Source organism: Saccharopolyspora aridisoli, from assembly GCF_004348445.1.
Taxonomy (GTDB): Bacteria; Actinomycetota; Actinomycetes; order Mycobacteriales; family Pseudonocardiaceae; genus Saccharopolyspora; species Saccharopolyspora aridisoli.
Genome location: NZ_SMKV01000018.1, coordinates 34478 through 57396 on the forward strand (window position 1 = coordinate 34478; position 22919 = coordinate 57396).

The 22919-nt window shown below is 69.6% G+C and carries 20 protein-coding genes; 13 read left to right on the forward strand and 7 right to left on the reverse strand.

Features of this window, described 5'->3' with window-relative positions:
* The first annotated feature begins 208 nt into the window (after positions 1 to 208).
* Genes E1161_RS16125 through E1161_RS16140 form a run of 4 tightly spaced genes read left to right on the forward strand, consistent with a single transcriptional unit; the run spans position 209 to position 6108 of the window.
* Positions 209 to 2674, forward strand: a complete 2466-nt coding sequence (locus tag E1161_RS16125; protein WP_132624118.1) for a GcvT family protein — start codon at positions 209 to 211, stop codon at positions 2672 to 2674.
* Between the two features lie 46 nt (positions 2675 to 2720).
* On the forward strand, positions 2721 to 4076 hold the full coding sequence (locus E1161_RS16130; RefSeq protein WP_132624119.1) for an L-serine ammonia-lyase: 1356 nt from the start codon (positions 2721 to 2723) through the stop codon (positions 4074 to 4076).
* 10 nt (positions 4077 to 4086) lie between these two features.
* Complete coding sequence (gene purU / locus E1161_RS16135) at positions 4087 to 4923, forward strand: formyltetrahydrofolate deformylase (protein WP_132624120.1); 837 nt, start codon at positions 4087 to 4089, stop codon at positions 4921 to 4923.
* Positions 4924 to 4953: 30 nt separating this feature from the next.
* Positions 4954 to 6108: an aromatic ring-hydroxylating oxygenase subunit alpha gene (locus E1161_RS16140; protein WP_132624121.1), complete on the forward strand. Its 1155-nt coding sequence runs from the start codon at positions 4954 to 4956 to the stop codon at positions 6106 to 6108.
* A gap of 105 nt (positions 6109 to 6213) precedes the next feature.
* Here the strand turns inward: E1161_RS16140 and E1161_RS16145 are convergent, their stop codons facing one another.
* Complete coding sequence (locus E1161_RS16145) at positions 6214 to 7596, reverse strand: MFS transporter (RefSeq protein WP_328591268.1); 1383 nt, start codon at positions 7594 to 7596, stop codon at positions 6214 to 6216.
* Positions 7597 to 7968: 372 nt separating this feature from the next.
* Between E1161_RS16145 and E1161_RS16150 the strand changes: the two genes are divergently transcribed.
* Together E1161_RS16150 and E1161_RS16155 are read left to right on the forward strand one after the other, a co-directional pair.
* The gene (locus tag E1161_RS16150; RefSeq protein ID WP_132624123.1) at positions 7969 to 8304 is read left to right on the forward strand and encodes a bifunctional 3-phenylpropionate/cinnamic acid dioxygenase ferredoxin subunit; all 336 of its coding nucleotides are present in this window, start codon (positions 7969 to 7971) and stop codon (positions 8302 to 8304) included.
* Complete coding sequence (locus E1161_RS16155) at positions 8304 to 9467, forward strand: NAD(P)/FAD-dependent oxidoreductase (RefSeq protein WP_132624124.1); 1164 nt, start codon at positions 8304 to 8306, stop codon at positions 9465 to 9467. Before E1161_RS16150 ends, E1161_RS16155 begins: the two co-directional genes overlap by 1 nt.
* Positions 9468 to 9663: 196 nt before the next feature.
* Here E1161_RS16155 and E1161_RS16160 read toward each other — a convergent pair whose 3' ends face one another.
* Together E1161_RS16160 and E1161_RS16165 are read right to left on the reverse strand one after the other, a co-directional pair.
* A complete protein-coding gene (locus E1161_RS16160; protein ID WP_132624224.1) occupies positions 9664 to 10326 on the reverse strand; it encodes a GntR family transcriptional regulator in 663 nt (220 codons plus the stop codon).
* Between the two features lie 195 nt (positions 10327 to 10521).
* On the reverse strand, positions 10522 to 11115 hold the full coding sequence (locus E1161_RS16165; protein ID WP_132624125.1) for a TetR/AcrR family transcriptional regulator: 594 nt from the start codon (positions 11113 to 11115) through the stop codon (positions 10522 to 10524).
* A gap of 130 nt (positions 11116 to 11245) precedes the next feature.
* On the opposite strand from E1161_RS16165, the gene E1161_RS16170 reads away from it, so the two are divergent.
* Positions 11246 to 12439, forward strand: a complete 1194-nt coding sequence (locus E1161_RS16170) for an NADH:flavin oxidoreductase (protein ID WP_132624126.1) — start codon at positions 11246 to 11248, stop codon at positions 12437 to 12439.
* An 84-nt stretch (positions 12440 to 12523) separates the two neighbouring features.
* Here E1161_RS16170 and E1161_RS16175 read toward each other — a convergent pair whose 3' ends face one another.
* Complete coding sequence (locus E1161_RS16175; RefSeq protein ID WP_132624127.1) at positions 12524 to 13324, reverse strand: crotonase/enoyl-CoA hydratase family protein; 801 nt, start codon at positions 13322 to 13324, stop codon at positions 12524 to 12526.
* Positions 13325 to 13475: 151 nt separating this feature from the next.
* On the opposite strand from E1161_RS16175, the gene E1161_RS16180 reads away from it, so the two are divergent.
* The 3 genes from E1161_RS16180 to E1161_RS16190 are packed head-to-tail and all read left to right on the forward strand — an operon-like array spanning position 13476 to position 16884.
* On the forward strand, positions 13476 to 14594 hold the full coding sequence (locus tag E1161_RS16180) for an acyl-CoA dehydrogenase family protein (protein WP_132624128.1): 1119 nt from the start codon (positions 13476 to 13478) through the stop codon (positions 14592 to 14594).
* On the forward strand, positions 14594 to 15673 hold the full coding sequence (locus E1161_RS16185) for an acyl-CoA dehydrogenase family protein (RefSeq protein ID WP_132624129.1): 1080 nt from the start codon (positions 14594 to 14596) through the stop codon (positions 15671 to 15673). Before E1161_RS16180 ends, E1161_RS16185 begins: the two co-directional genes overlap by 1 nt.
* Complete coding sequence (locus tag E1161_RS16190; protein ID WP_132624130.1) at positions 15670 to 16884, forward strand: CaiB/BaiF CoA transferase family protein; 1215 nt, start codon at positions 15670 to 15672, stop codon at positions 16882 to 16884. Before E1161_RS16185 ends, E1161_RS16190 begins: the two co-directional genes overlap by 4 nt.
* Here the strand turns inward: E1161_RS16190 and E1161_RS16195 are convergent.
* Both E1161_RS16195 and E1161_RS16200 read right to left on the reverse strand, forming a co-directional pair.
* On the reverse strand, positions 16868 to 17476 hold the full coding sequence (locus E1161_RS16195; RefSeq protein ID WP_132624131.1) for a class I SAM-dependent methyltransferase: 609 nt from the start codon (positions 17474 to 17476) through the stop codon (positions 16868 to 16870). The two genes, E1161_RS16190 and E1161_RS16195, sit on opposite strands and share 17 nt — an antisense overlap.
* Positions 17477 to 17532: 56 nt before the next feature.
* Positions 17533 to 18372 carry a PaaX family transcriptional regulator gene (locus E1161_RS16200; protein ID WP_235875073.1) on the reverse strand — a complete coding sequence of 280 codons (840 nt, stop codon included), beginning with the start codon at positions 18370 to 18372 and terminating at the stop codon, positions 17533 to 17535.
* A gap of 123 nt (positions 18373 to 18495) precedes the next feature.
* Here E1161_RS16200 and E1161_RS16205 point away from each other — a divergent pair, with 123 nt between their 5' ends.
* From E1161_RS16205 to E1161_RS16215, 3 genes are all read left to right on the forward strand, one after another.
* Positions 18496 to 19362, forward strand: a complete 867-nt coding sequence (locus E1161_RS16205; protein WP_132624228.1) for an amidohydrolase family protein — start codon at positions 18496 to 18498, stop codon at positions 19360 to 19362.
* Positions 19363 to 19475: 113 nt separating this feature from the next.
* Positions 19476 to 20792, forward strand: a complete 1317-nt coding sequence (locus tag E1161_RS16210; protein ID WP_132624132.1) for an MFS transporter — start codon at positions 19476 to 19478, stop codon at positions 20790 to 20792.
* Between the two features lie 143 nt (positions 20793 to 20935).
* Positions 20936 to 22390 carry an APC family permease gene (locus E1161_RS16215; protein WP_132624133.1) on the forward strand — a complete coding sequence of 485 codons (1455 nt, stop codon included), beginning with the start codon at positions 20936 to 20938 and terminating at the stop codon, positions 22388 to 22390.
* Here E1161_RS16215 and E1161_RS28530 read toward each other — a convergent pair.
* A complete protein-coding gene (locus E1161_RS28530; RefSeq protein WP_132624134.1) occupies positions 22387 to 22752 on the reverse strand; it encodes a response regulator transcription factor in 366 nt (121 codons plus the stop codon). The genes E1161_RS16215 and E1161_RS28530 overlap by 4 nt on opposite strands.
* Positions 22753 to 22919: the final 167 nt, after the last annotated feature.

Genomic DNA, 22919 nt, shown 5'->3' on the forward strand with positions numbered 1-22919 from the left:
TCCGTTGGTGAAAAAACGGCGGCGCGTGTTGACCGCGGAACCGGCGGCGCTTATTTTGATGTGCAGTTGATATATCAGTCCTCAGCCAGAGGGCGCCGATCACCTCCGCGCGGCTCCGCTCGGTGCCGGAACTGCTCCCTCGCAACGCATCCCGCCTCATCGCAGGCGGAGTCTCCCCAGCTTCACACCCGCTCGTTAGGAGACCACCATGAGCACGACCCCTCGCGTCGTCATCATCGGAGCCGGGATCGTCGGCGCGAACCTCGCCGACGAGCTCACGAGCCGCGGGTGGAACCAGGTCACCGTCGTCGACCAGGGGCCGTTGCCGCTCACCGGCGGTTCGACCTCCCACGCGCCAGGCCTCGTCTACCAGACCGGCCCGTCGAAGACGATGACCGAGTTCGCCACCTACACCGTCGAGAAGCTGCAGGGCCTCGACGACGACGGCGACCGGTGCTTCAACCAGGTCGGCGGCCTGGAGGTCGCCACCACCCCCGAGCGGCTCGCCGACCTGCACCGCAGGCAGGGATGGGCCACCTCCTGGGGCGTTCCCGGCGAGGTCATCGGACCAGAGGAGTGCGCGAAGCTGCACCCGCTGCTCGACGCCGAGAAGGTCCTCGGCGGGTTCCACACGCCCACCGACGGGCTCGCCAAGGCCGCCCGCGCGGTCGTCGCGCTCGCCCGGCGCTCGGTGGCGCGGGGAGCCCGCTTCCGGGGTGCGGTGACGGTCACCGGGATCAACCACAGCCACGGCCGGGTCACCGGCGTCGAGACCGACCACGGCGAGATCCCTGCCGACATCGTGGTGTCCTGCGCCGGGTTCTGGGGTCAGGCCATCGGCGAGATGGTCGGCATGACCGTGCCGCTGCTGCCCATGGCGCACCAGTACGCCAAGACCAACCCGCTGCCCGAACTGGCCGGGCGCAACGACGAGCGCACCGAGGCCAACCTGCCGATCCTGCGCCACCAGGACCGCGACCTCTACTACCGCGAGCACGTCGACCGCCTCGGCATCGGGACCTACGCCCACCGCCCGATGCCGGTGCGGCTGAGCGACCTCCCGCAGGACGAGGAGACCTCGGAGCGGGCGATGCCATCGATGCTGCCGTTCACCGAGGAGGACTTCGCCGCCTCCTGGGAGCACAGCAAGCGGCTGCTGCCCGCGCTGGAGACCGCGAAGGTCGACACCGGCTTCAACGGCGTCTTCTCCTTCACGCCCGACGGCGGACCGCTCGTCGGTGAATCCCCGGACGTGCAGGGGTTCTGGATCGCGGAGGCCGTGTGGGTCACGCACTCCGCCGGTGTCGCGCGGTCGGTGGCGCAGCTGCTGGTCGACGGCCGCAGCGAGGTCGAGCTGCACGGTTGCGACGTGCACCGCTTCGACGAGCTGGAGACAGCGCCCGATTACGTCGAGGAGACCTCGTCGCGCAACTTCGTCGAGATCTACGACGTCAAGCACCCGTTGCAGCCGAAGTTCTCGCCGCGCGAGCTGCGGGTCAGCCCGTTCCACGCGCGTCAGAAGGAGCTCGGCGCGGTGTTCCTCGAAGCCCACGGCTGGGAGCGCCCGCACTGGTTCGAGGCGAACGCTCCGCTGGTCAAGGAACTGCCGATGGAGTGGCAGCCGCCCTCGCGCGACGCCTGGTCGGCGATGTTCCACAGTCCCGTCGCCGCGGTGGAGGCGTGGAAGACCCGCACCGCCGTCGCGCTCTACGACATGACTTCGCTCAAACGGCTGGAGGTCAGCGGGCCCGGTGCGCTGGCCTTCCTGGACCGACTCACCACCAACAAGGTGGACAAGTCGGTCGGTTCGGTGACCTACACGCTGATGCTCGACGAGGCCGGTGGGGTCCGCAGCGATCTCACCGTCGCGCGGTTGGGGGAGCAGCTGTTCCAGGTCGGTGCCAACGGCAACCTCGACCACGAGCACCTGCGGCGCAACCTGCCCGACGACGGCGGTGTCGTGCTGCGCGACATCACCGGCGGCACCTGCTGCATCGGCGTGTGGGGCCCGCTGGCGCGCGACCTGGTGCAGCCGCTGAGCCGCGACGACCTGTCGCACGAGGGGCTGAAGTTCTTCCGCTGCAAGCAGATCCACATCGCCGGCATCCCGGTGACCGCGATGCGGGTGTCCTACGTCGGGGAGCTGGGCTGGGAGCTCTACACCAGCGCCGAGTACGGCCAGCGGCTGTGGGACGTGCTCTTCGAGGCCGGCCGGGAGCTGGGCGTGGTGGCCGCCGGGCGGGCCGCGTTCAACAGCCTCCGGCTCGAGAAGGGCTACCGCGCCTGGGGATCGGACATGACCACCGAGCACAACCCCTACGAGGCCGGCGTCGGGTTCGCCGTCCGGCCGCAGAAGGGCGAGTTCGTGGGCCGCGATGCCCTCGCGCGCATCGAACCCGATGCGGTGGCGCGGCGCCTCTCGTGCCTGACGATCGACGACGGCCGCAGCGTGGTCCTCGGTTCCGAGCCGGTGTTCCTCGACGGCGAGCCCGCCGGCTACGTCACCTCGGCGGCCTTCGCCCACACCCTCGGCACGCCGATCGCCTACGCCTGGCTCCCGGCCGCAGCCGAGGTCGGAACGCAGGTGCAGATCAAGTACTTCGACCGCCTGGTCTCGGCCACGGTCGCGGCAGAACCGCTGGTCGACCCCGAGATGCACCGCATCCGCCGATGACCGCCAGCACCGAGCCGAACGCCGTCCACGACCAGATGGAGCACACATGAGCCTGTCCGTCTTCGACTTGTTCAAGGTCGGCATCGGGCCGTCGAGTTCGCACACCGTCGGGCCGATGCGGGCGGCGAGCCTGTTCGTCGACCACCTGCGCGAGTCCGGGGCGATGCCCCGGGTCGCGCGGGTGCGGTGCGAGCTGTTCGGCTCGCTGGGCGCCACCGGGCACGGGCACGGCAGCGTCAAGGCCGTCGTGCTCGGGCTGACCGGGGAGCAGCCGCACCTGGTCGACCCGGTGGCCGTGGAACCGCAGGTGCGCGCGGTGCGGGAGGAGCACCGGATCAGCCTCGGCGGCGAGCACAAGATCGCCTTCGACGTGGATACCGACGTCGTGCTGCACCGCAGGAAGCGGCTGGAGTTCCACAGCAACGGCATGACCTTCGAGGCCGTCGACGAGGACGGTGCGCGGCTCGTGCACCGCGAGTACTACTCGGTCGGCGGCGGTTTCGTCCTCGACGAGGACGAAACGGGCAACCCGGTGCTGGTCGAGGACGCCACCCCGGTGGCCCACCCGTTTAGCACCGCCGCCGAACTGCTCGCCCACACCACCCGCACCGGGCTGCGCATCAGCGACGTCGTGCTGGCCAACGAAGCCGCCTGGCGCACCGAGGCCGAGACCCGCGCGCACCTGCTGCACATCTGGCAGGTGATGCGCGAGTGCGTCGAGCAGGGCGTGCGCACCGGCGGGGTGCTGCCCGGTGGGCTCAAGGTCCGCCGAAGGGCCCGGGAACTGCGGGCGAGCCTGGACGACACCGCCGATGCGATGGAGTGGGTGACCCTCTACGCCCTGGCGGTCAACGAGGAGAACGCCGCGGGCGGGCGGGTGGTGACCGCCCCGACCAACGGTGCCGCCGGGATCGTGCCGGCGGTGCTGCACTACGCCCACCGCTTCCTGCCGGGTTTCGACGACGACGCCGCGGTCCGGTTCCTGCTGACCGCGGGTGCGGTCGGCGCGCTGTTCAAGGAGAACGCCTCGATCTCCGGCGCGGAGGTGGGCTGCCAGGGCGAGGTCGGCTCGGCCTGCTCGATGGCCGCGGCCGGGCTCGCCGAACTGCTGGGCGGCACGCCCGAGCAGGTGGAGAACGCCGCCGAGATCGGCATCGAGCACAACCTCGGGCTCACCTGCGATCCGGTCGGCGGGCTGGTGCAGATCCCGTGCATCGAGCGCAACGCGGTCGCGGCGATCAAGGCCATCACCGCAGCCCGGATGGCGCTGCGCGGTGACGGGGAGCACCACGTCTCGCTGGACAAGGCCATCAAGACGATGCGCGAGACCGGCGCCGACATGAAGGACAAGTACAAGGAGACCGCGCGCGGCGGCCTCGCGCTCAACATCGTGGAATGCTGAGGAGAATCCCGTGACGTTCACCCTCACCCTGAGCTGCCCGAACCGGACCGGCATCGTGCAGGCCGTCAGCTCCTTCCTGTTCGAGCACGGTTGCGACATCGGCGAGTACCGCCAGTTCGACGACGCCGTGCGCGGTCGGCTGTTCCTGCGCGTGCAGGCCACCGGCGAGGTCGACCCGGACGACCTGGCTCGTGCATTCGAGCCGGTGGCAACGGAGTTCGGCATGGACTACGCCTTCCACTCGGACCAGCCGGCCCGCGTGCTGGTGATGGTCTCCAAGCAGGGCCACTGCCTCAACGACCTGATCTACCGCTGGCGTGCGGGCGCGCTGGGCGCCGAGATCGTCGCCGTGGTGTCAAACCACGAGGACCTGCGCCCGATGGCCGAGGCCGCCGGCCTGCCGTTCCACCACGTCCCGGTCACCGCTGACACCAAGCCGGAGGCCGAGGCGCGGCTGCTGCGGATGGTGGACGACTACGACGCCGACCTGGTCGTGCTGGCCCGCTACATGCAGGTGCTCTCCGACCAGACGTGCAAGGCGCTGCACGGCCGAGCGATCAACATCCACCACTCGTTCCTGCCCGGTTTCAAGGGCGCCAAGCCCTACCACCAGGCCTACGACCGCGGCGTGAAGCTCGTCGGCGCCACCGCCCACTACGTCACCCCCGACCTCGACGAGGGGCCGATCATCGAGCAAGAGGTCATCCGCATCGATCACACCTACGACCCGAAAGCCCTGCAGACCGTCGGCCGGGACGCCGAAGCGCTCGCGCTGTCCCGGGCGGTGCGCTGGTACTGCGAGCACCGCGTCCTGCTCAACGGCAACAGCACCGTCGTGTTTCCCTGACCCCACTTCTGCGTTGAGGAGTTCTTGCCCATGACCACCGGTGAGCTTCCCACCACCGATTCCCAGCTGTCCGAGTCCCCACTGCCCGAGAGCCTGCGCGAGACGCTGGCGGGGCACTACTACACCGACCCGGGGATCTTCCGCCTGGAGCAGGCGACGATCTTCGAGGCCGGCTGGTTCTGCGCCGTGCTCAGCGCGGACCTGACCGGCCCGGGCAAGTTCGAAACCGTCCAGATCGGACGGGAGAGCGTGCTGGTCACCCGCAACCGCAAGGGTGCGATCAAGGCCTACCTGAACGTGTGCCGGCACCGCGGGGCGCGGTTGTGCACCGAGGAGAAGGGAGAGGTGCGGCGGTCCTTCCAGTGTCCGTACCACGCCTGGACCTACTCCTTCGACGGCGAGCTGATCGCCGCGCCGAACCTCAACGCGATGGACGACGTGGACCGCTCCCAGTACGGGTTGAACGAGGTCCACGTGCGCGAGTGGCTGGGCTACGTGTGGTTGTGCCTGGCCGACGAGCCGCCGTCGTTCGAGGACACCGTCATCGGTGATGTCACCGAGCGGCTGGGCACGCCGGACGCGATCGTGGGCTACCAGGTCGCCGATCTGAAGCTGGGCAGGCGCATCGAGTACGACGTGAAGGCGAACTGGAAGCAGATCGTCGAGAACTTCATGGAGTGCTACCACTGCGCCACGATCCACCCGGAGCTCACCGAGGTGCTGCCGGAGTTCGCCGACGGCCTGGCCGCGCAGTACTTCGTGGGCCACGGCGCCGAGTTCGGCGAGGACGTCGAGGGCTTCACCGTGGACGGTTCGGCCGGGCTCACCAAGCTGCCGGGGGTCAACGAGGAGCAGGACCGCCGCTACTACGCCATCACCGTCCGGCCGCAGGTGTTCATCAACCTGGTGCCCGATCACGTCGTCTTCCACCGGATGTTCCCGCTCGCACCTGACCGCACGCTGGTGCGCTGCGACTGGCTGTACCTGCCCGAGGTCGTCGACTCGGGTGCCGACATCGACCGCTCGGTGGAGCTGTTCCACCGGGTCAACCAGCAGGACTTCGACGCCTGCGAGCGCTGCCAGCTGGCCATGGACTCCCGCTCCTACGCTTCGGGCGGCGTGCTGGTGCCCAGCGAGCACCACATCGCCGAGTTCCACGACTGGGTCCGCGAACGCACCGGCTGACCGCGGATGAGGAGGTGGCCTCGCACCGGACGGGTGCGGGGCCACCTTCGCGCGTTGCAGGGTCTTCGTCGGCGTGGCGGAGCCACGACGACACGGACCCGCGCTCTAGCGCGGGAGCTCCAGCGGCACGCCGTCTTCCGACAGCGGCGGCGGTGGCAGCTCGGCGCTGGAGGTCAGCGGTGCGGCACCGTCCAGCGGTTTGCCCGCGTGCTCGCGCAGGAAGTGCGTGGCGACGATCCCGATGATGCCCGCGCCGATCAGGTAGTAGCCCGGCCAGTCCAGGTTGCCGGTCGCGGTGACCGCGGCCTCGATGATCGTCGGTGCGGTGCCGGCGAACAACGACACCGACAGGTTGAAGATGACCGCGAGGCTGCTGTAGCGGATCATCGTGGGGAACAGCGCGGGCAGCGTCGAGGGCGAGACCGCCGCGAAGCACATCAGGCACAGCCCGATGATGAGCAGTCCGAGGGCTTGACCGCCCGTTTCGGCGCGCAGCAGCCACACGGCGGGCAGCCCGAGCAGCACCAGGGCGACGCTGCCGGTCATCAGCACCGGTTTGCGGCCGATGCGATCGCTGAGCCTGCCCACGGCCACGATGGCGCACAGCATCACCACCATGACCGCGACCTGCAAGGCCGTCGCGACCGCGTTGCTGGTGCCGCCCTCGCCGTGGCGGGGGAGCGTGCTGGTCAGGTAGGTCGGGACGTAGTTGGTGAGCACGTAGTTCGTGACGTTCCACGCCACGACGATTCCGGCGGCCACCATCGCGGGAGTTCGGTAGTGGCGCAGCACGATCTGCCCCGCGCGCCGCGTCGTCATCGTGGCCAGCACCGGAGAGCGCTCCATGAGCTGCCGGAACGCCGGGGTGTCCTCCAAGCGGACGCGCAGGTAGAGCCCGATGAGCCCGAGCGGCAGCGCGAGCATGAACGGCACCCGCCAGCCCCACGCGAGCAGCGCGTCCGGCGGCAGCAGGGCGGTCACCGCTCCGCAGGTGCCCGCGCCGAGCGTGTAGCCGGTCAGCGTGCTGAACTCCAGCCAGCTGCCGAAGAAGCCGCGGCGCCTGTCCGGCGCGTACTCGGCGATCAGCGTCAGCGCCCCGGTGTACTCCCCTCCTGCGGAGAAGCCCTGCAGCATCCGAACGAGCAGCACGAGGACGGGGGCCAGCAGCCCGGCGGCGCCGTAGTCGGGGAGGAGTCCGAGCAGCACCGTGGCCGCGGCCATCATCAGCACCGTGGCGGACAGGACCTTGGTGCGCCCGATGCGGTCGCCGAGGCGCCCGAAGACGAATCCGCCCAGCGGGCGCATCACGAACGCGGCGGCGAACGCACCGAGCGTGTACACCGCCGCCCACGGGCCGAAGTCGGCGAAGAAGACCTGGTCGAGCACCCCGGCGGCCAGGTAGGAGTAGATCCCGAAGTCGTACCACTCGGCGACGTTGCCGACCGAGGCCGCCGCGACCGCGCGGTGGACCGTGCGTTCCTCCTGCACGACAGGCGGTCTCAGACCTCGCCGAGGCCGTCTGGGGCGGTCGGTCATGGGTCCCCCGGGTGCGACGGTGCGCTGGGTGCCACCATCCTCGTGGCGGCGTCGCGGTTGTGACCACGACCTGCTACTGATATATCTGTTGGCGAGAAGGTATCCCCTCGGCATCGCCGAAGCAACACCTCAACCCCCTCATCACCCGTCCACGGGGTCGTGGCGCCGCAGGCCCGGCCTCGCGATCGCGCGCGCCCAGGGGGTGGAAACCCTTGATAACTCCCTGTTTCGGGCGGAAATATCCCATTGACGAGCGGGCTGCGGACCCCCATCCTGTTGTTGCGCATAGCACGCGGTGTTCCGCTATCTGCAACAGGAGGCGTAATGATCTTGGTTGGTGAGCTGCTCGACCTGCCGCCGGGGGAGTCGGTCCGCGTGCACGGCGAGGTGGCGATCGCGGTGTTCAACGTGGACGGAGAGCTCTACGCGATCGATGACACCTGCTCGCATCAGGACGCTTCACTGTCCGATGGGTGGTTGGAGGGCTGCGCGGTCGAATGCCCGCTGCACGCGGCCTGCTTCGACCTCCGCACCGGGATGCCCAGCGGCCCGCCCGCCAAGAAGCCGGTCCGCACGCACGCCGTCACGGTCGAGGACGGGCTGGTCTACGTGCACGAGTCGACTCGCGTCGGCAGCACCGTCGCGGAGGAGGTCGGTTGATGCGCCACATCACGGTCGTCGGTGCGTCCCTGGCCGGGCTCTCAGCGGTCCGCGCGCTGCGCGAGCAGGGTTTCGATGGTGAGATCGCGGTGATCGGCGACGAGCCGCACCGCCCCTACGATCGGCCGCCGCTGTCCAAGGAGTTCCTGGCGGGGAAGATCGACGAGGACGACATCCGGCTCACGGACTCCGACGACGACGCGCTCGACGTGGACTGGCGCTTCGGACAGCCCGCCAGCGCGCTCGACACCGCCGGCCGCGCGGTCGTGCTCGCCGACGGAACCCGCCTCGGCACCGACGGCGTCGTGCTGGCCACCGGTGCGCGAGCGCGGCAACTGCCCAGCGGGCCGCTCCAGGGCGTGCACACCTTGCGGACCCTTGACGACGCGCGTGCGCTGCGCGCGGAGCTGGTCGCAGGAGCGCGGCTGGTGGTCGTCGGCGCCGGGTTCATCGGTGCGGAGGTCGCCTCAACGGCGGTCGCGCTCGGGTGCGAGGTCGACGTCGTCGACAACGGCCCGGTTCCGCTGCGACGGGTGCTCGGGGCCGACATGGGCGAGGTGTGCGCCCGGATGCACGCCCGCAACGGCGTGCGGGTGCACCCGCAGTCCGGCGTCGCCGAGCTGTTGGGGGAATCCCGCGTGACCGGGGTGCGGTTGTCCGACGGGCGGGAGCTCCGCGCGGACGTCGTCGTGGTCGGCATCGGGGCCGAGCCGAACACCGAATGGCTCGTCGGGTCCGGGCTCGACGTCGACAACGGGGTCAGCACCGACGCTCGCGGCCGGACCGGGGTTCCGGAGGTCGTGGCGGCGGGAGACTGCGCGCATTCCTACCGCGACTACACCGCGCGTCCGATGCGGCTGGAGCACTGGACCAACGCGCTGCAACAACCGGCCGCTGCTGTGGCGGCGCTGCTCGGCCGGGAGCACTCGGCTCCCGCGCACCACGCGGTTCCCTACTTCTGGTCCGACCAGTACGGGCACAAGATCCAGTTCGCCGGCCACCGCACCGAGGACTGCACCGTTCAGATCGAGGAGGGCGACCCGGAATCCGGCGACTTCCTCGCCCTCTACCTCGACGCGGCGGAAGAACCCGTCGGAGTCCTCGCCGTCGATCGCGCTCGGCCTTTCGGCCAATGGCGCCGCAAGCTCGCGCAGCGCCTCTAGGGTCGAGGAGTGCGCGGCGGAGCCGCTGTGCCAGGTGTGGGGCTCAACTGCAACCGCCGCAAGTCCTGAGCGGTTCCGTGGCGAGTGCGCCGCGACGCCGTGCATCGGCATGCATCAGGAGTGGCTCTACGGAGTCCACGGAACCGCTCAGGACCTGCTACCCGAACCGCCAAGCAGAGCAATCGCCCCACAGCTCTCACACCAGGGAGCGCATTGCCTTGTCGAAGTTGAGGACGTGCTCCCTGGCCAGCTGCTCCGCCTTGTCGGGCTTGCGCGAACCGATGGCTCGCAGCAGTGCCGAGTGCTCCATGACGTGGCTGTCGAAGTCCTGCATGCGGTCCAGGAAGACGCAGAAGATCCGCGTCGCGAGGTTGTCGTAGCGGATCAAGGTGTCCTCGAGGTGCGGGTTGCCCGCCGCGTGGTAGATCGTGCGGTGCACGTGCAGGTCCCAGCGCATGACCTCGTCGCGCGCCATCGAGTGGAAATCCATGCTGTCGAGCTGGTCGACGAGTTCGCCGACCAGCTCCAGGTCCGCCTCCCCGGCGGTCTCCGCGGCCCGCCGGGCGGCCAGTGGTTCGAGGTGCACGCGCAGGTCGGAGATGTAGGCCAGATCGGTGATGTCCACGGCCGTGGCGAAGGTCCCCCGGCGCGGGTAGGACACGACCAGCCGATCGATCTCCAGCCGCTTGAGCGCCTCCCGCACTGGAGTGCGGCCGATCTCCAGCGAGCGCGCCAGCGCCGCGTCGTCGATGGCCGTCATCGGTGGGATGTCCAGCATGATCAGCTGGTCTCTGATCGCCAGGTAAGCCTTCTCGGCCATGGACAGGTTGCCCGGTTGCTCCTCGCTCGCAGCAGTCATCATCGCCCCGACTTCATCAGAAACAGAGTTCTGACACATCGAATTCTGGTACATCAGTAGTATAGCAGAAAGCGTTCCGGCATCATTCGAGGTTTTTGGAGTGCGGGGTGAAACCATTCTGAATTGTGATATCCGCGGCGCCGAACTTGCGACCCGCGAAAAACGTCACGGATTCGACGAGATGCCGATGTCGGTTCACGGCGCGGGGATCGACAGCCAGGCGAGGGCTTCGTCCGCCGCCGCGGCGGCGTGCTCGTGGGAGCCGCTCTCGCTCCAGACGACCAGGGCGGCGAAGGTGGCCGCCTGGTACCCGCTGGCCAGAGCGGTGGCGGCGGCGGGGGTGATGCTCGGGACGCGGTGGTCGATGAAGCGGGCGAGTTCGGCGATCCAGGGCCGGTAGGCGGTGGGGGCGGTGCTCGCGATCTCGGGTTCGGTGCACACGACTCGGATCCAATCGGGACCGGCGGGTGTCATCGGATCGTCCGAAATGGACGCGACGATCGCGCGGCGGACCGCGTCGCCGACGGGGGCGTCCTCGGGTGTGTTGTGGAGCGCATCGCGCAGTCGGCGGGTGGCGACGGGCACACCGATCCAGGCGATGTCGGATTTGCGCGCGAAATGCCGGACGAGGGTGCGGACGCTGACGCCGGTGGCTTCGGCGATGTCCTTCCAGCCCACGTCGTCGTAGCCGCGCTCGGTCCAGAGCCGGAAGGTCTCGGTGGCGATGGCGGCGCGGTCGAGCACGGTCGGGCGGCCGCGCTGCGGTGCGGACACGTCGCTGTTGCTCACCTCGCCGACGATAGTCGACCGAGCTCCACGCGTTGGTCAACGCGGGTCAGGCATTTTTGTCTTAATGAGCCAAAAGCCTGGTAGGGTCCCGATCACAACCCGGGACTTCCGACCAGGTGAGGACGAAGCGATGCGCGAGAAGGTCATGCCCGACGTGCTCGCCCCGGCGATCCTGGGGCCGTTGCGGCTGCGCAACCGGGTGCTCAAAGCCGCGACCTACGAGAGGCGGGCCCGTCGCGGACTGGTCACCGACGAGCTGATCGACTTCCACGTCCGGCACGCGGCCGGTGGTGCCGGGATGACCACGCTCGCCTACTGCGCCGTCGCGCCCGAGGGTCGCACCGACGGGCACCAGATCGTCTGGCGCGACGAGGCCGTCCCGGGCCTGCGGCGGTTGACCGAAGCCGTGCACGCCGAGGGTGCTGCGATCTCCGCGCAGGTCGGCCACTCCGGGCCGGTCGCCGACTCCACCAGGACGAAGCTGCCCGCGCTCGGTCCGAGCAGGTCGCTGAGCCTGCAATCGCTGCGCCTGGTCAAGGCCGCGACCCCCGGTGACATCGACCGGGTCGTCCGGGCGCACGGCGAAGCCGCGAAGATGGCCGTGGCGACCGGGTTCGACGCCGTCGAGATCCACTTAGGACACAACTACCTGGCGAGCTCGTTTCTCAGCCCCAAGCTCAACAGGCGCACCGACTCCTACGGCGGGAGCCTCGCGAACCGGGCCAGGCTCGCGTTGCGGATCATGCGCGCGGTCCGCGAAGCGGTCGGCGACCGGATCGCGATCCTGGCCAAGCTGAACATGGACGACGGAGTGCCCGGCGGGTTCTGGCTGGACGAGGCGATCACGGTGGCGCAGTGGCTGGAGGCCGAGGGCACCGTCGACGCGTTGGAGATGACCGCGGGCAGTTCGCTGCTCAACCCGATGTACCTGTTCAAGGGCGACGCCCCGGTGCGCGAGTTCGCCTCGGTGATGCGCGAACCCATCCGCACCGGCGTGAAGCTGCTTGGGAGCAGGTTCCTCCGCGAATACCCCTACCAGGACGGCTACCTGCTGGACGACGCCCGCCAGGTCCGCGCGGCGGTGGACCTGCCGATGGTGCTGCTCGGAGGCGTCACCAACCGGCAGATCATGGACACCGCCATGCGGGAGGGCTTCCAGTTCGTGGCGATGGGCCGGGCCCTCCTCCGCGAACCCGACCTGATCAACCGCATCGCCGCGGACTCCAGCACCCGGTCGCTGTGCAACCACAACAACCGCTGCATGGTCACCACCTTCACCGGCTCCCGCTGCGTCTTGGCTCCGGAGAGCCCGTCCCAACCGTGACCGCGGCGAAAAGCGGGAACCGGATTCCAGTGGAAATCGGGAACCCGAGTTCCACTGAGATCCCGGACGCCACCGGCGTGGCGGTCAGCGGCCTTCGAAGTGGCCGGCGCGCTTGTCGAGCACGGCGTTCATGGCTTCGGCGTGGTCGGCGGTGTGGTGGGAGAGGGCCTGCATGGTGGCCGAGAGCTCCAGGACGTGGCGCAGGTCGTTGGACCGGGACTCCTTGAGCAGCCGCTTGGCCATCCGGGTGGCGTGCGGCGGGTTCTTGGCGATCCGGGATGCCAGTGCGCGGGCTTCGTCGAGCAGCTGCTCCGGGTCGACGACGTGCGCGACCATGCCCCATTCGAGGGCCTTCGCGGCCGTGACGCGGTCGCCGGTGAGCGCCATCTCCGCCGCGCGCTGCGGGCCGATGGCCTGGGTGAGGAACCAGGCTCCGCCGTCGCCTGGGATGATGCCCAGCTGCACGAAGGACTCGGCGAACCAAGCGTTCGTGGAGGCCACCCGCAGATCGCACATCATCGCCAGGTCGCAACCGGCCCCGACGGCGGGCCCGTTGACGGCGGCCACCATGGGGACCTCGCACTCGGACAAGGCCAGCGGGATCCGCTGGATGCCGTCGCGGTAGCCGTTGCGCATCTCCCACGGACTGCCGCTGAACATGCCGGCCTTCTCCCGCATGTCGTTGACGTTGCCGCCCGCGGAGAACGCCTTGCCCGCTCCGGTGAGCACCACGCACCGCACGTCGAAGTCCTGCTGCACCCGCCGCGCGTTGTCCTCGAACGCCCCGATCAGGTCCGCACCGGAGATCGGGTTGCGCTGATCGGGCAAGTTGATCGTCCAGGTCTCCACGTGATCGGCGCGCTCGACCAGCAGCACATCGGACATGAGAAGCGTTCCTCCAAAGCAGCCGGGCCTGACTCGGCGACACCCTACGTGCACGTGCGGCACCAGGTCATCGGGAAGGCCCGTTGACCTGGGACGTGCGTACCGGTTACGTGGTGAGCGCAACCGTCCCGGAACAGTGCTGGAGTGGTCGATGCCGTCGTTGATGCCGCCGCCCGTTCGCGAGGACGAGGAGCTGGACGAGGTGCGCCAGGAGGTGCGGGGTTTCCTCGCCGAGCAGGTCGCCGCGGGCGGTTTCGAGCCGACCGTGGACAGCTGGTTGAGCGGGTGGGACGTGGGTTTCACGCGCGCGCTCGCCGAGCGGGGATGGCTGGGCATGACCGTGCCCGTCGAGTACGGCGGACACGGGAGGACGTTCCTGGAGCGGTTCGTGGTCACCGAGGAAGTGCTGGCTGCCGGGGCGCCGGTCGCCGCGCACTGGATCGCCGATCGGCAGGTCGCCCCGAACCTGCTGCGCTTCGGCAGCGAGCGGCTCAAGCGGGAGTACCTGCCGCGCATCGCTTCCGGCGAGGTGTTCTTCGCGATCGGCATGAGCGAACCGGATTCGGGCTCCGACCTGGCCAGCGTGCGGACGCGGGCGGAACGGGTCGACGGCGGTTGGCGGGTGCGCGGCACCAAGCTGTGGACCTCCGGGGCGCACGTGGCGGACGCCTTCATCGCGCTCGTCCGCACTTCGCCGCAGGCGGAAGGTCGCCACGGCGGGCTGAGCCAGTTGCTGGTGCGCCTGGAATCCCCGGGCGTGGAGATCCGGCCGATCATGTCGGCCAACGGGTCGCACCACTTCAACGAGGTCCACCTCGACGGGGTGGTGGTGCCCGACGATCACGTCGTGGGGGAGATCGGGGCGGGCTGGCACCAGGTCACCTCGGAGCTGGCGTTCGAGCGCTCGGGGCCGGAGCGGTTCCTGTCCACCTACCAGCTGGCGAAGTCGCTGGTCGCGAGCCTGGAGCCAGCCGAAGCGGGGAGGATCACCGGCAGGCTGGCCGGACTGCACCAGATGTCGCTGTCCATCGCCGCAGCGCTCCAGCGCGGAGACCGGGCGGACGTTCCGGCAGCGCTGGTGAAGGTGCTCGGAACCGTCCTCGAGGGCGACATCGCCGAACTGGCCGACCTCGCCACTCCCTCTGCCGAGACCGGCGGCATCGCCGCGCTCACCCGGCGGGCCGTGCAGCAGCGACCCGGGTTCACGCTGCGCGGCGGGACGAACGAGATCTTGCGAGGCGTCATCGCACGCGGATTGGGAATGCGCTGATGACCACCGTCGACCCCGAGCTGCGCGACGTGCTGCGCGAGGTCCTGAACACCGATCTCAGCGACCGGCTCGCCCAGACCACCAGTGGCGTCGCTTTCGACGCGGAGCTGTGGCAACGTCTGAGCCGCCTCGGTTTCACCGCCCTGACCGCTCCCGAGCAGCAGGGCGGCTCAGGCGCGGGCTGGCCCGAAGCAGCAGCCCTCCTGAGCGAAAGCGCAGCAGCAGCAAGACATCTGCCGTTCGCCGAAAGCGACCTACTCGCCCACTGGCTGCTCCGATCCGCCGGAATACCCGCCGACGACCCGACGAGTCCACTCACCCTCGCGATCGTCGAACCCGACGGAACAGCCCGCGCGGTGCCCTGGCTGGGCCAAGTCCCCGCAGTCCTCCTCTTCCGCCGCGCCGACGGCACCTGCGCCGTAGCCGAGTCCCTCCACCACCAGCACCCGGATCACTCCCGCAACCAGGTCCCTGATCACGGGAGTGATCCGGTCACCCGATCTGGGCAGGTGCGGGGGAACCTGCTGGGGGTCGAGGAACCTCGTGGGGCTGTGGAGGTTGATGCTGGGTCGCTGGACGAGTTGGTCTTGCGGGGGGCTTTGGCCCGGGCGGTGCAGATCGTGGGGGCGTTGGATGCGGTCGTTCGGTTGTGCGTCGAGCACAGTCGGACTCGGGTGCAGTTCGGGCGTCCGATCGCGAAGTTCCAGGCCGTGCAGCACCTCGTGGCCGATGCCGCCGCCGAAGCCGCTCTGGCGCGCGCGGCGGTGGACGCTGCCGCGCTGGACGCGGCCGAAACCGGCTCGCCCTCGGCGGTCAAGGTCGCGGCGGCCCGCTCCTGCGCCGGTCATGCCGTGTCGGTCGTGGTGCGCAACGCCCACCAGGTCCACGGCGCGATCGGGACGACCCAGGAGCACCCGTTGCAGCTGTTCACGCTGCCCGCGCTCGACTGGCGCGGCGAGTTCGGCACCACCCGCGACTGGGACCGCTTCCTCGGTGAGACCACGAGGACCGCCTCGCTGTGGGACGTGGTCCTCGGCGGTCCGGCCGACACGCCCACCCTGCCGGGAGGCCACCGATGAGCGGCGAACTGCTGGCCGGAGTGCGGGTCCTCGACCTGTCCACGGTGTTCATGGGGCCCTACGCGGCGCAGGTGCTCGCTGAGTGGGGCGCCGACGTCGTCAAGGTCGAATCGCTGCGCGGCGACCAGGTGCGCGGCGTCGGGGACACCTCGGGAGCCGGGGCCGGACCGATCTTCGTCAACGCCAACCGGGGCAAGCGCTCCATCGCCGTCGACCTCAAGAGCGACGACGCCCCCGACGTGCTGCACGCACTGGTGCGCGACGCCGACGTGCTGCTGCACAACATCCGCCCTCCGGCGGCGGCCCGGCTCGGAATCACCTGGGACGACCTGCGCGAGGTCAACCCGGCGCTGGTGCTGTGCGCGTTCCGCGGCTACGGCAGGCACGGCCCGCACGCCGACCGCCCCGCCTACGACGACGTGATCCAGGCGGCCTCCGGCATCGCCGACGCCCAGGCCGCCGCGGGCGGTGAGCCGGAGTACTGGCGCTCGGCAGCCTCCGACAAGGTGATGGGTCTCTACGGGGCCGCGGCCACCTGCGCCGCCCTTCGGGCTCGGGAGATCAACGGTGCCGGCCGCTCGGTGGAGATCCCGATGTTCGAGGGGATGGCGTCGTTCATGCTGCTCGACCGGCAGGGCGGCTGGCTCACCGATCCACCGTCAGGACCCACCGGCTATCCGAGGACCGACTCCGCGCACCGGCGCCCGTACGCCACCGAGGACGGGCACCTGGCCGTCATGATGTACGCCGACAAGCACTGGATCGCGTTCTTCGAGCTGATCGGCCGCCCCGAGCTCGCCGAGGACCCGCGCTTCCGGGACATCAGGGCCCGCACGACCCACGTCGACGAGCTCTACGCATTGCTGGCCGAGGAGATGGTCCACCGCACCTCGGCGGAGTGGAGCGCGTCGTTCGAACACGCCGACATCCCGCACGGGCCGGTCAACTCGATCGAAGACCTCTTCGCGGACCCGCAGCTGGTGGCGACCGACTTCTTCCACACCGTCGATCAGCCGGGGGTGGGTCCGGTCCGGCTGGCTCGGCGACCGGTCGACTTCGGAACGCCCCCGCCACCGCCGCGACCGGCCCCGCTGCTGGGCCAACACTCCCGGGAGGTACTGGCGGAAGCTGGTATCGCCGACGACGACGTGCAACGCCTCATCGACGCGGGAGTGCTCGGCACCACCGACGAGGTCACGCGGCCGGGCTGAGGACCGCGACGAGGAAGTCCGAGTCCTCGCGGCGCGGGCGCAGGTCCCAGGTGGCCAGCACGAGGTCCTGTTCGAGCCCGGCGGCCTCCACGTCGGCGAAGAACTCGTCGGGCTCGTACCCGCGCCCGGTCCCGAACCCCACGGCCACCCGGCCCTGCGGTGCCAGGTGCTCGCGGAACCGCTGCAGCACGGTGCGGCGCGTGCTCGGGGCGAGGAAGGTCATCACGTTCCCGGCGCACACGATCACGTCGAACGGTTCGCTGATGCCGTGCGCGGTGAGGTCGAGTTCTGCGAGGTCGTCGACGATCCAGCGCGGCCCCGGGTGGTCCTCCTCGGCGGCCTCGATCAGCGCCGGGTCGACGTCCACACCGACCACGTCGTGACCGGCCGCCGCGAGTGCGCCGGCGACCCGCCCCGGACCGCACCCGGCGTCGAGGATGCGCGATCCGCGTGCGGCCATCGCGTCGACCAGCCGAGCCTCACCCGCGAGGTCCTCACCGGCCTCGGCCAGTCCGCGCATCCGGCCGATGTACCAGGCGGAATGTCCTGGGTCAGCCGCCACCTTCTGCATCCACACGCTCTGCTCGACCATGCCTCCATTGTGCGCGTCGAGCTGGCCCGTCGGGCAGCGCCCCAGCGGCGCGAGGCTCACGGCCTGGCGGGCCGGATCTGCTCGATCGCCTTCTCGGCCAGGGGAGAGGCGGTGGTCTCGTAGTGGTGGGCGAGGTCGCGGAAGAGCCTCTCCGCGCGGATGGCGGGCCAGTCGGCGTCGAGGTGTTCGGCCGGCAGGTGCGGGTCCTGGCGGACCAGTTGCAGCCAGTCGGTGTGCAGCACGAGCTGTCGAGCCAGGTCGTCCGGGGCGGAGGGCAGCGGGGACGGGCTGTCCCAGCGCGCGAGGAAGGCGCGGTAGCGCTCGGCGATGGCGTCGAGGTCGAAGGCCTTGCGGACCAGATCCGCGGCCTCGGTCGGCTTCGCCCGCTGCGCGGTGAACACCGTGACGTTGTCGTTGAGCCCCAGTTCATCGACGATCCGGACGACGTCGGTCTCGCCCGGTGCGATCCAGAGGCCGTTCTGCAGCGGGCCGAAACCGGCCCAGATCAGCTTGGATCGGAGGTCGTGGCGGTCGCTGCGCCGGGTGTCGGGCAGCGAGAAGGCAACGAGCGTCCAGTTCCCGTCCCAGTCGCGGTTGACCGCGCCGGTGTGCCAGATCCGCCGCTCGCCGTCCTCGAGGACCTGGCTGGCGTGCTCGGTGAGCCCGAAGTAGACGCGACGCCCCTTGCGGTGCCTGGTCAGCAGCCCGCGCTTGGCCATGCGGGTCAGCGTCGAGCGGACCGCCTCCTCCGAGACGTCGATCCGGTCGAAGACGTCGATGATGCTGCCCGAGTAGACCGCCGAGCCGCGGCCGAGCACGTGCAGGCCCAGGAAGCTGAGCATGAGCGACTGCGGTCGGGCGGAGTAGGTCAGCGCGTCATCGGCGGAGGTGGTCACGCGACCAGCGTAGTCGCGCTCAATGTTGGGCACAAAGTTGACGACCGTCATCACATCGCCGTACTTTCAGTCCGGTCTGCACGCTCGCGGAAGGGGCCTCCGACTGACATGACCGGACACGCCATGAACGTCGACGAGCTGGTCGCCATCGACGTGCACACCCACGCCGAGGTGTCCAAGGACGGGCGCGGATCGCTGAGCCCCGAGCTGTTCGGAGCGTCGGGGGAGTACTTCAAGGCCCAGGGCCACCGGCAGCCGAGCATCGCTGAGATGGCCGATCACTACCGGCAGCGGCGAATGGCGGCGGTGGTGTTCACGGTGGACGCCGAACACGCCACCGGGCACCCGCGCATCGCCAACGAGGAGGTCGCCGAGAGCTGCGCCGAGCACTCCGACGTGCTGATCCCGTTCGCGAGCGTGGACCCGTGGAAGGGCAAGGCAGGTGTGCGGGAGGCGCGTCGCCTGGTCACCGAGCACGGTGTCCGCGGGTTCAAGTTCCACCCGAGCATCCAGGGGTTCTCGCCCAACGACCCGATGGCGTACCCGCTGTACGAGGCGATCGAGGAGCTCGGCGTCCCGGCGCTGTTCCACACCGGGCAGACCGGCATCGGCGCGGGAGTGCCGGGCGGTGGCGGTATCCGGATGAAGTACGCGAACCCGATGCTCGTCGACGACGTGGCCGTCGACTTCCCCGAGCTGCGGATCATCCTGGCGCACCCGTCGTTCCCGTGGCAGGACGAGGCGCTGGCGGTGGCCACGCACAAGCCCTTCGTCTACATCGACCTGTCGGGATGGTCGCCGAAGTACTTCCCACCGCAGCTCGTGCACTACGCGAACTCGCTGCTGCAGGACAAGGTGCTGTTCGGCTCGGACTACCCGGTGATCACGCCCGACCGCTGGCTGTCGGACTTCGAGGAGCTCGACATGAAACCGCACGTCCGGCCGAAGATCCTCAAGGAGAACGCGGTCACCCTGCTCGGCCTGGGGTGAACCGTGAACGACCAGCGGCGCCAGACCGTCTGGACGTCGCCTAGTTGAACAGTCCGCTGTGGACAGAATTCCGCGCTGGTGCCGGTGGCACCTCCGACGACGAGGGTCTCAGCATGACAGGTCCGGCCACACCTCCACCAGCGCAGCTCCGACGCGCCGTCGCGTCCAGCTTCCTGGGCAGCGTGATCGAGTACTACGACTTCCTGCTCTACGCGACGGCATCGGCGGTCGTGTTCAGCCGGGTGTTCTTCACCAACCTCGACCCCCTGGTGGCGACGGTGGCCAGCTTCGGCACGTTCGCCACCGGGTACCTGGCGCGCCCGGTCGGCGGGCTGGTCTTCGGCCACTTCGGCGACCGGCTCGGCCGCAAGCGGATGCTGGTGCTCACGATGCTGCTGATGGGCGTCACCAGCTCGCTGATCGGGCTGCTGCCCACCTACGAGCAGATCGGCTCGTGGGCGCCGCTGGGCCTGGTGCTGCTGCGGGTCCTGCAAGGCGTCGCCGTCGGCGGCGAGTGGGGCGGTGCGGTGCTGATGTCGGCCGAGCACGCCACCTCGCGGCGCGGGCTGTGGGCCAGCTTCACCAACGCCGGTGCGCCTTGCGGAATGGTGCTGTCCACCGCGGTGCTGACCGGCACGGCCGCGATCCTCGGTGAAGACGCGTTCTTGGCCTGGGGCTGGCGCATACCATTCCTGCTCAGCATCGCGCTGCTGGTGCTGGGACTGTTCGTGCGGTTGAAGGTCGCCGAACCCCGGTTGTTCCAGCAGTCCGAGCCCGCCAAGGCGGCACCGCTGGTCGAGGTGCTGCGCACCAGGCCGAAGCAGCTCGCGCTCGGCGTCGGCGTGGGGCTCTCGGCGTTCGTGGCGCAGTCCACCCTGACCACCTTCGTGCTCGCCTACGGCGTGCAGGCCGGGTTCAGCAGGCAGGCGGTGCTCAACGCGATCACGATCTCCTCCGCGTGCGCGGTCGTGGGCATCATCGCGTGGTCGGCCGCGTCGGACCGCTTCGGCAGGCGCCCGGTCGTCCTGGTGGGTGCCATCGCCATGGCCGCCTACAGCTTCGCCCTGTTCCCGATGGTCGACAGCGGGAGCGGTGCCCTGCTGGTGATCGCGCTGGTGCTCGGGCAGGGAGTGCTGCACCCGATGATGTACGGGCCGCTGGCCGCCCTGTACACCGAGCTGTTCACCACCGGGAGCCGTTACACCGGAGCCTCCCTCGGCTACCAGCTGGCGGGGTTGGGAGGCGGACTCGCCCCGGTGCTGTTCGCGCAGCTGCAGAGCAGCGGAGCAGGCACGACCGCGTTCTCCGGCACGATCACCGCCGCCTGCGCCCTCACCGTCGGGTGCGTCCTGGCCCTCCGCGAGACCAGCGGCCACGACCTGAGCGACACAGCACGAGCGCAGCAGGTGGAGGGTGGGATTGCTCCCTGAGGTCCGACAACCACCTCCTTGCCGTATTGAACTGATTGGGTGCCTGGTCGACTCTGTCGGACGGTGGCGATCTGCTCCTGCTGAGATTCGCTCCCCGCGCCACCTCCACGCACCTGATTCCCGTTCGGCCGGAAGGAGCTGATGTGGCCACGTCCAGCGCCGAACCGTCGAGCCGGCTCGTGCCGGATCAGCTGGGCACCGCCGGGGTGGTGTTCCTGGTGCTGGCGGCGGTCGCGCCGCTGACCGCCGCCATCGTCGTCGCGGGCCTGGCGATCGGTCTCGGTGGCGGCGGTGGAACCGTCGTCGCCTACCTGGCGGTCGCGGTCGTCCTGCTGCTGTTCGCGGTCGGATACGCCCAGATGTCGCGAGAGGTCGTCAGCGCGGGCGGGTTCTACGCGTTCGTGGTCGAAGGACTGGGCAGACCCGCAGGTCTGGTCGCCGGGTTCATCGCCACCACGGGCTACAACTCCTTCGTCGCCGGGGCGATGGGCACGGCCGGGTTCTACACGTCGTCGACGTTCGCCGATCTGGTGGGAGTCGACGTGCACTGGTTCTTCACGGCCCTGGTCATCATGGCGGCCGCCTTCCTGCTCGCCAGAGCGGGTATCAGCATCAGCGCCACGGCGCTGGGCGTCGCGCTCGTGCTCGAAGTGCTCGTGCTCGTCGCCTTCAGCGCTTCGGTGCTGATCCGAACGGGTTTCAGCTTCGACGCGTTCGGCGTCGAGGCGATCACCGGGGGAGCGCCGGCCGTCGGCCTGCTGCTGGCGTCCACCGCCTTCCTGGGCTTCGAAGCGACATCGCTGTTCAGCGAGGAGGCCAGGCGACCGCAACGCACCATCCCGCGCGCCACCTACCTGGCGGTCGCGCTCATCGGCCTGATCCACGGGGTGACGGTGTGGGCGGTGGTCAGCGCGGTCGGCGTGGCCGACGCGCAGAGCGTCGCCGAGCAGCACCTGGCCGACGGCGACCTGCTGTTCGTGCTGATCGATGAGTACCTGGGAGAGTTCCTCCTCGGGATCGTGATGGTCCTGCTGGTGGTGAGCCTGTTCGCCGCGCAGCTGGCCTTCCACAACGTCGCCGGGCGTTACCTGTTCTCCCTCGGCCGCGCGGGAGTGCTGCCCGGCGGGCTAACGAGGACCCGCGACAACGGCGTGCCGCAGCGGGCGCTGTCGGTCAACGCGGTGTTCGCGACCGCGGTCGCGGGGGTGTTCGCCGTGTTCGGCCTCGACGTGATCACCACGCTGGTGCCTGTCATGGTCGGTTTCGGGACGCTGTGCATCATCGTGCTTCAGGCGTTGGCCGCCCTGTCGATCGTCGTGCACTTCCGGCGCGCGGCCGATCCTCGGGTGTGGGTCACGCTGGTGGCGCCCGGATTCGGATTCCTCGGCCTGCTCTCGATTTCGGTGATGGCGGTGGCAAACTTCGGACTGCTGGCCGGATCAGAGGCGCCCTACGTGACGGCCCTGCCGTGGCTCCTGCCGGTCGCAGCGCTCGGCGGGTTCGCTTACGCGGTACACCTCCGGGCGAGGCGCCCGGAGGTGTACGAGGGGCTGGACGCCGACCTGGAGCGGTTCGGCGGTACCACTCCTGCGAGCTAGCCCATGCGGCCCAGCGCCTTCACGACGGCCGAAGTTCGGTCGCCCACACCGAGTTTCGTGAAGATGTTGCGCAAGTGGTTCTTGACCGTGCGTTCCGATATCCCCAGTGATCGTCCGATCTGCTTGTTGGAGTAGCCGCGAGCCAGGTGATCGAGCACCTCTCGTTCCCGCTTGGTCAGCGGTGAAAGCACCTCGGTCAGCGTGGTTTCGGAGGAGTCCGATGATTCGAGCATGTTGATCCTTAATGAAGCTAGCTGACCGACTTGGTTCAGAACCTGACGCATCGCTCGCGAGTGCTCGACGGCCTCGTGCAGCAACGCGGTGATCGCCCGGTCCAGAGCCCGGTCAGAGGAACGGGCCATGACATGCCTCCACTCGGGCGGATCGTCCGGGGCACCCTGCACCCGTCCTTTCCTACTTCCCATTTCGCCACAGCATTACGCGCGAATTACGACCCTGTCCGCGAATCCCTCGTATGAGTGGGGAAATGCCCCGTGTGGACCAGTCCGGGCGGCCTGGAACTAGTTCG

Bases quoted from the DNA above. Each gene is read 5' to 3' on its own strand.
- E1161_RS16125 (WP_132624118.1), top strand. From the start codon at position 209: ATGAGCACGACCCCTCGCGTCGTCATCATCGGAGCCGGGATCGTCGGC.
- E1161_RS16130 (WP_132624119.1), top strand. From the start codon at position 2,721: ATGAGCCTGTCCGTCTTCGACTTGTTCAAGGTCGGCATCGGGCCGTCG.
- E1161_RS16140 (WP_132624121.1), top strand. From the start codon at position 4,954: ATGACCACCGGTGAGCTTCCCACCACCGATTCCCAGCTGTCCGAGTCC.
- E1161_RS16150 (WP_132624123.1), top strand. From the start codon at position 7,969: ATGATCTTGGTTGGTGAGCTGCTCGACCTGCCGCCGGGGGAGTCGGTC.
- E1161_RS16155 (WP_132624124.1), top strand. From the start codon at position 8,304: ATGCGCCACATCACGGTCGTCGGTGCGTCCCTGGCCGGGCTCTCAGCG.
- E1161_RS16160 (WP_132624224.1), bottom strand. From the start codon at position 10,326: ATGACTGCTGCGAGCGAGGAGCAACCGGGCAACCTGTCCATGGCCGAG.
- E1161_RS16170 (WP_132624126.1), top strand. From the start codon at position 11,246: ATGCGCGAGAAGGTCATGCCCGACGTGCTCGCCCCGGCGATCCTGGGG.
- E1161_RS16175 (WP_132624127.1), bottom strand. From the start codon at position 13,324: ATGTCCGATGTGCTGCTGGTCGAGCGCGCCGATCACGTGGAGACCTGG.
- E1161_RS16180 (WP_132624128.1), top strand. From the start codon at position 13,476: ATGCCGTCGTTGATGCCGCCGCCCGTTCGCGAGGACGAGGAGCTGGAC.
- E1161_RS16185 (WP_132624129.1), top strand. From the start codon at position 14,594: ATGACCACCGTCGACCCCGAGCTGCGCGACGTGCTGCGCGAGGTCCTG.
- E1161_RS16190 (WP_132624130.1), top strand. From the start codon at position 15,670: ATGAGCGGCGAACTGCTGGCCGGAGTGCGGGTCCTCGACCTGTCCACG.
- E1161_RS16195 (WP_132624131.1), bottom strand. From the start codon at position 17,476: ATGGTCGAGCAGAGCGTGTGGATGCAGAAGGTGGCGGCTGACCCAGGA.
- E1161_RS16205 (WP_132624228.1), top strand. From the start codon at position 18,496: ATGAACGTCGACGAGCTGGTCGCCATCGACGTGCACACCCACGCCGAG.
- E1161_RS16210 (WP_132624132.1), top strand. From the start codon at position 19,476: ATGACAGGTCCGGCCACACCTCCACCAGCGCAGCTCCGACGCGCCGTC.
- E1161_RS28530 (WP_132624134.1), bottom strand. From the start codon at position 22,752: ATGGCCCGTTCCTCTGACCGGGCTCTGGACCGGGCGATCACCGCGTTG.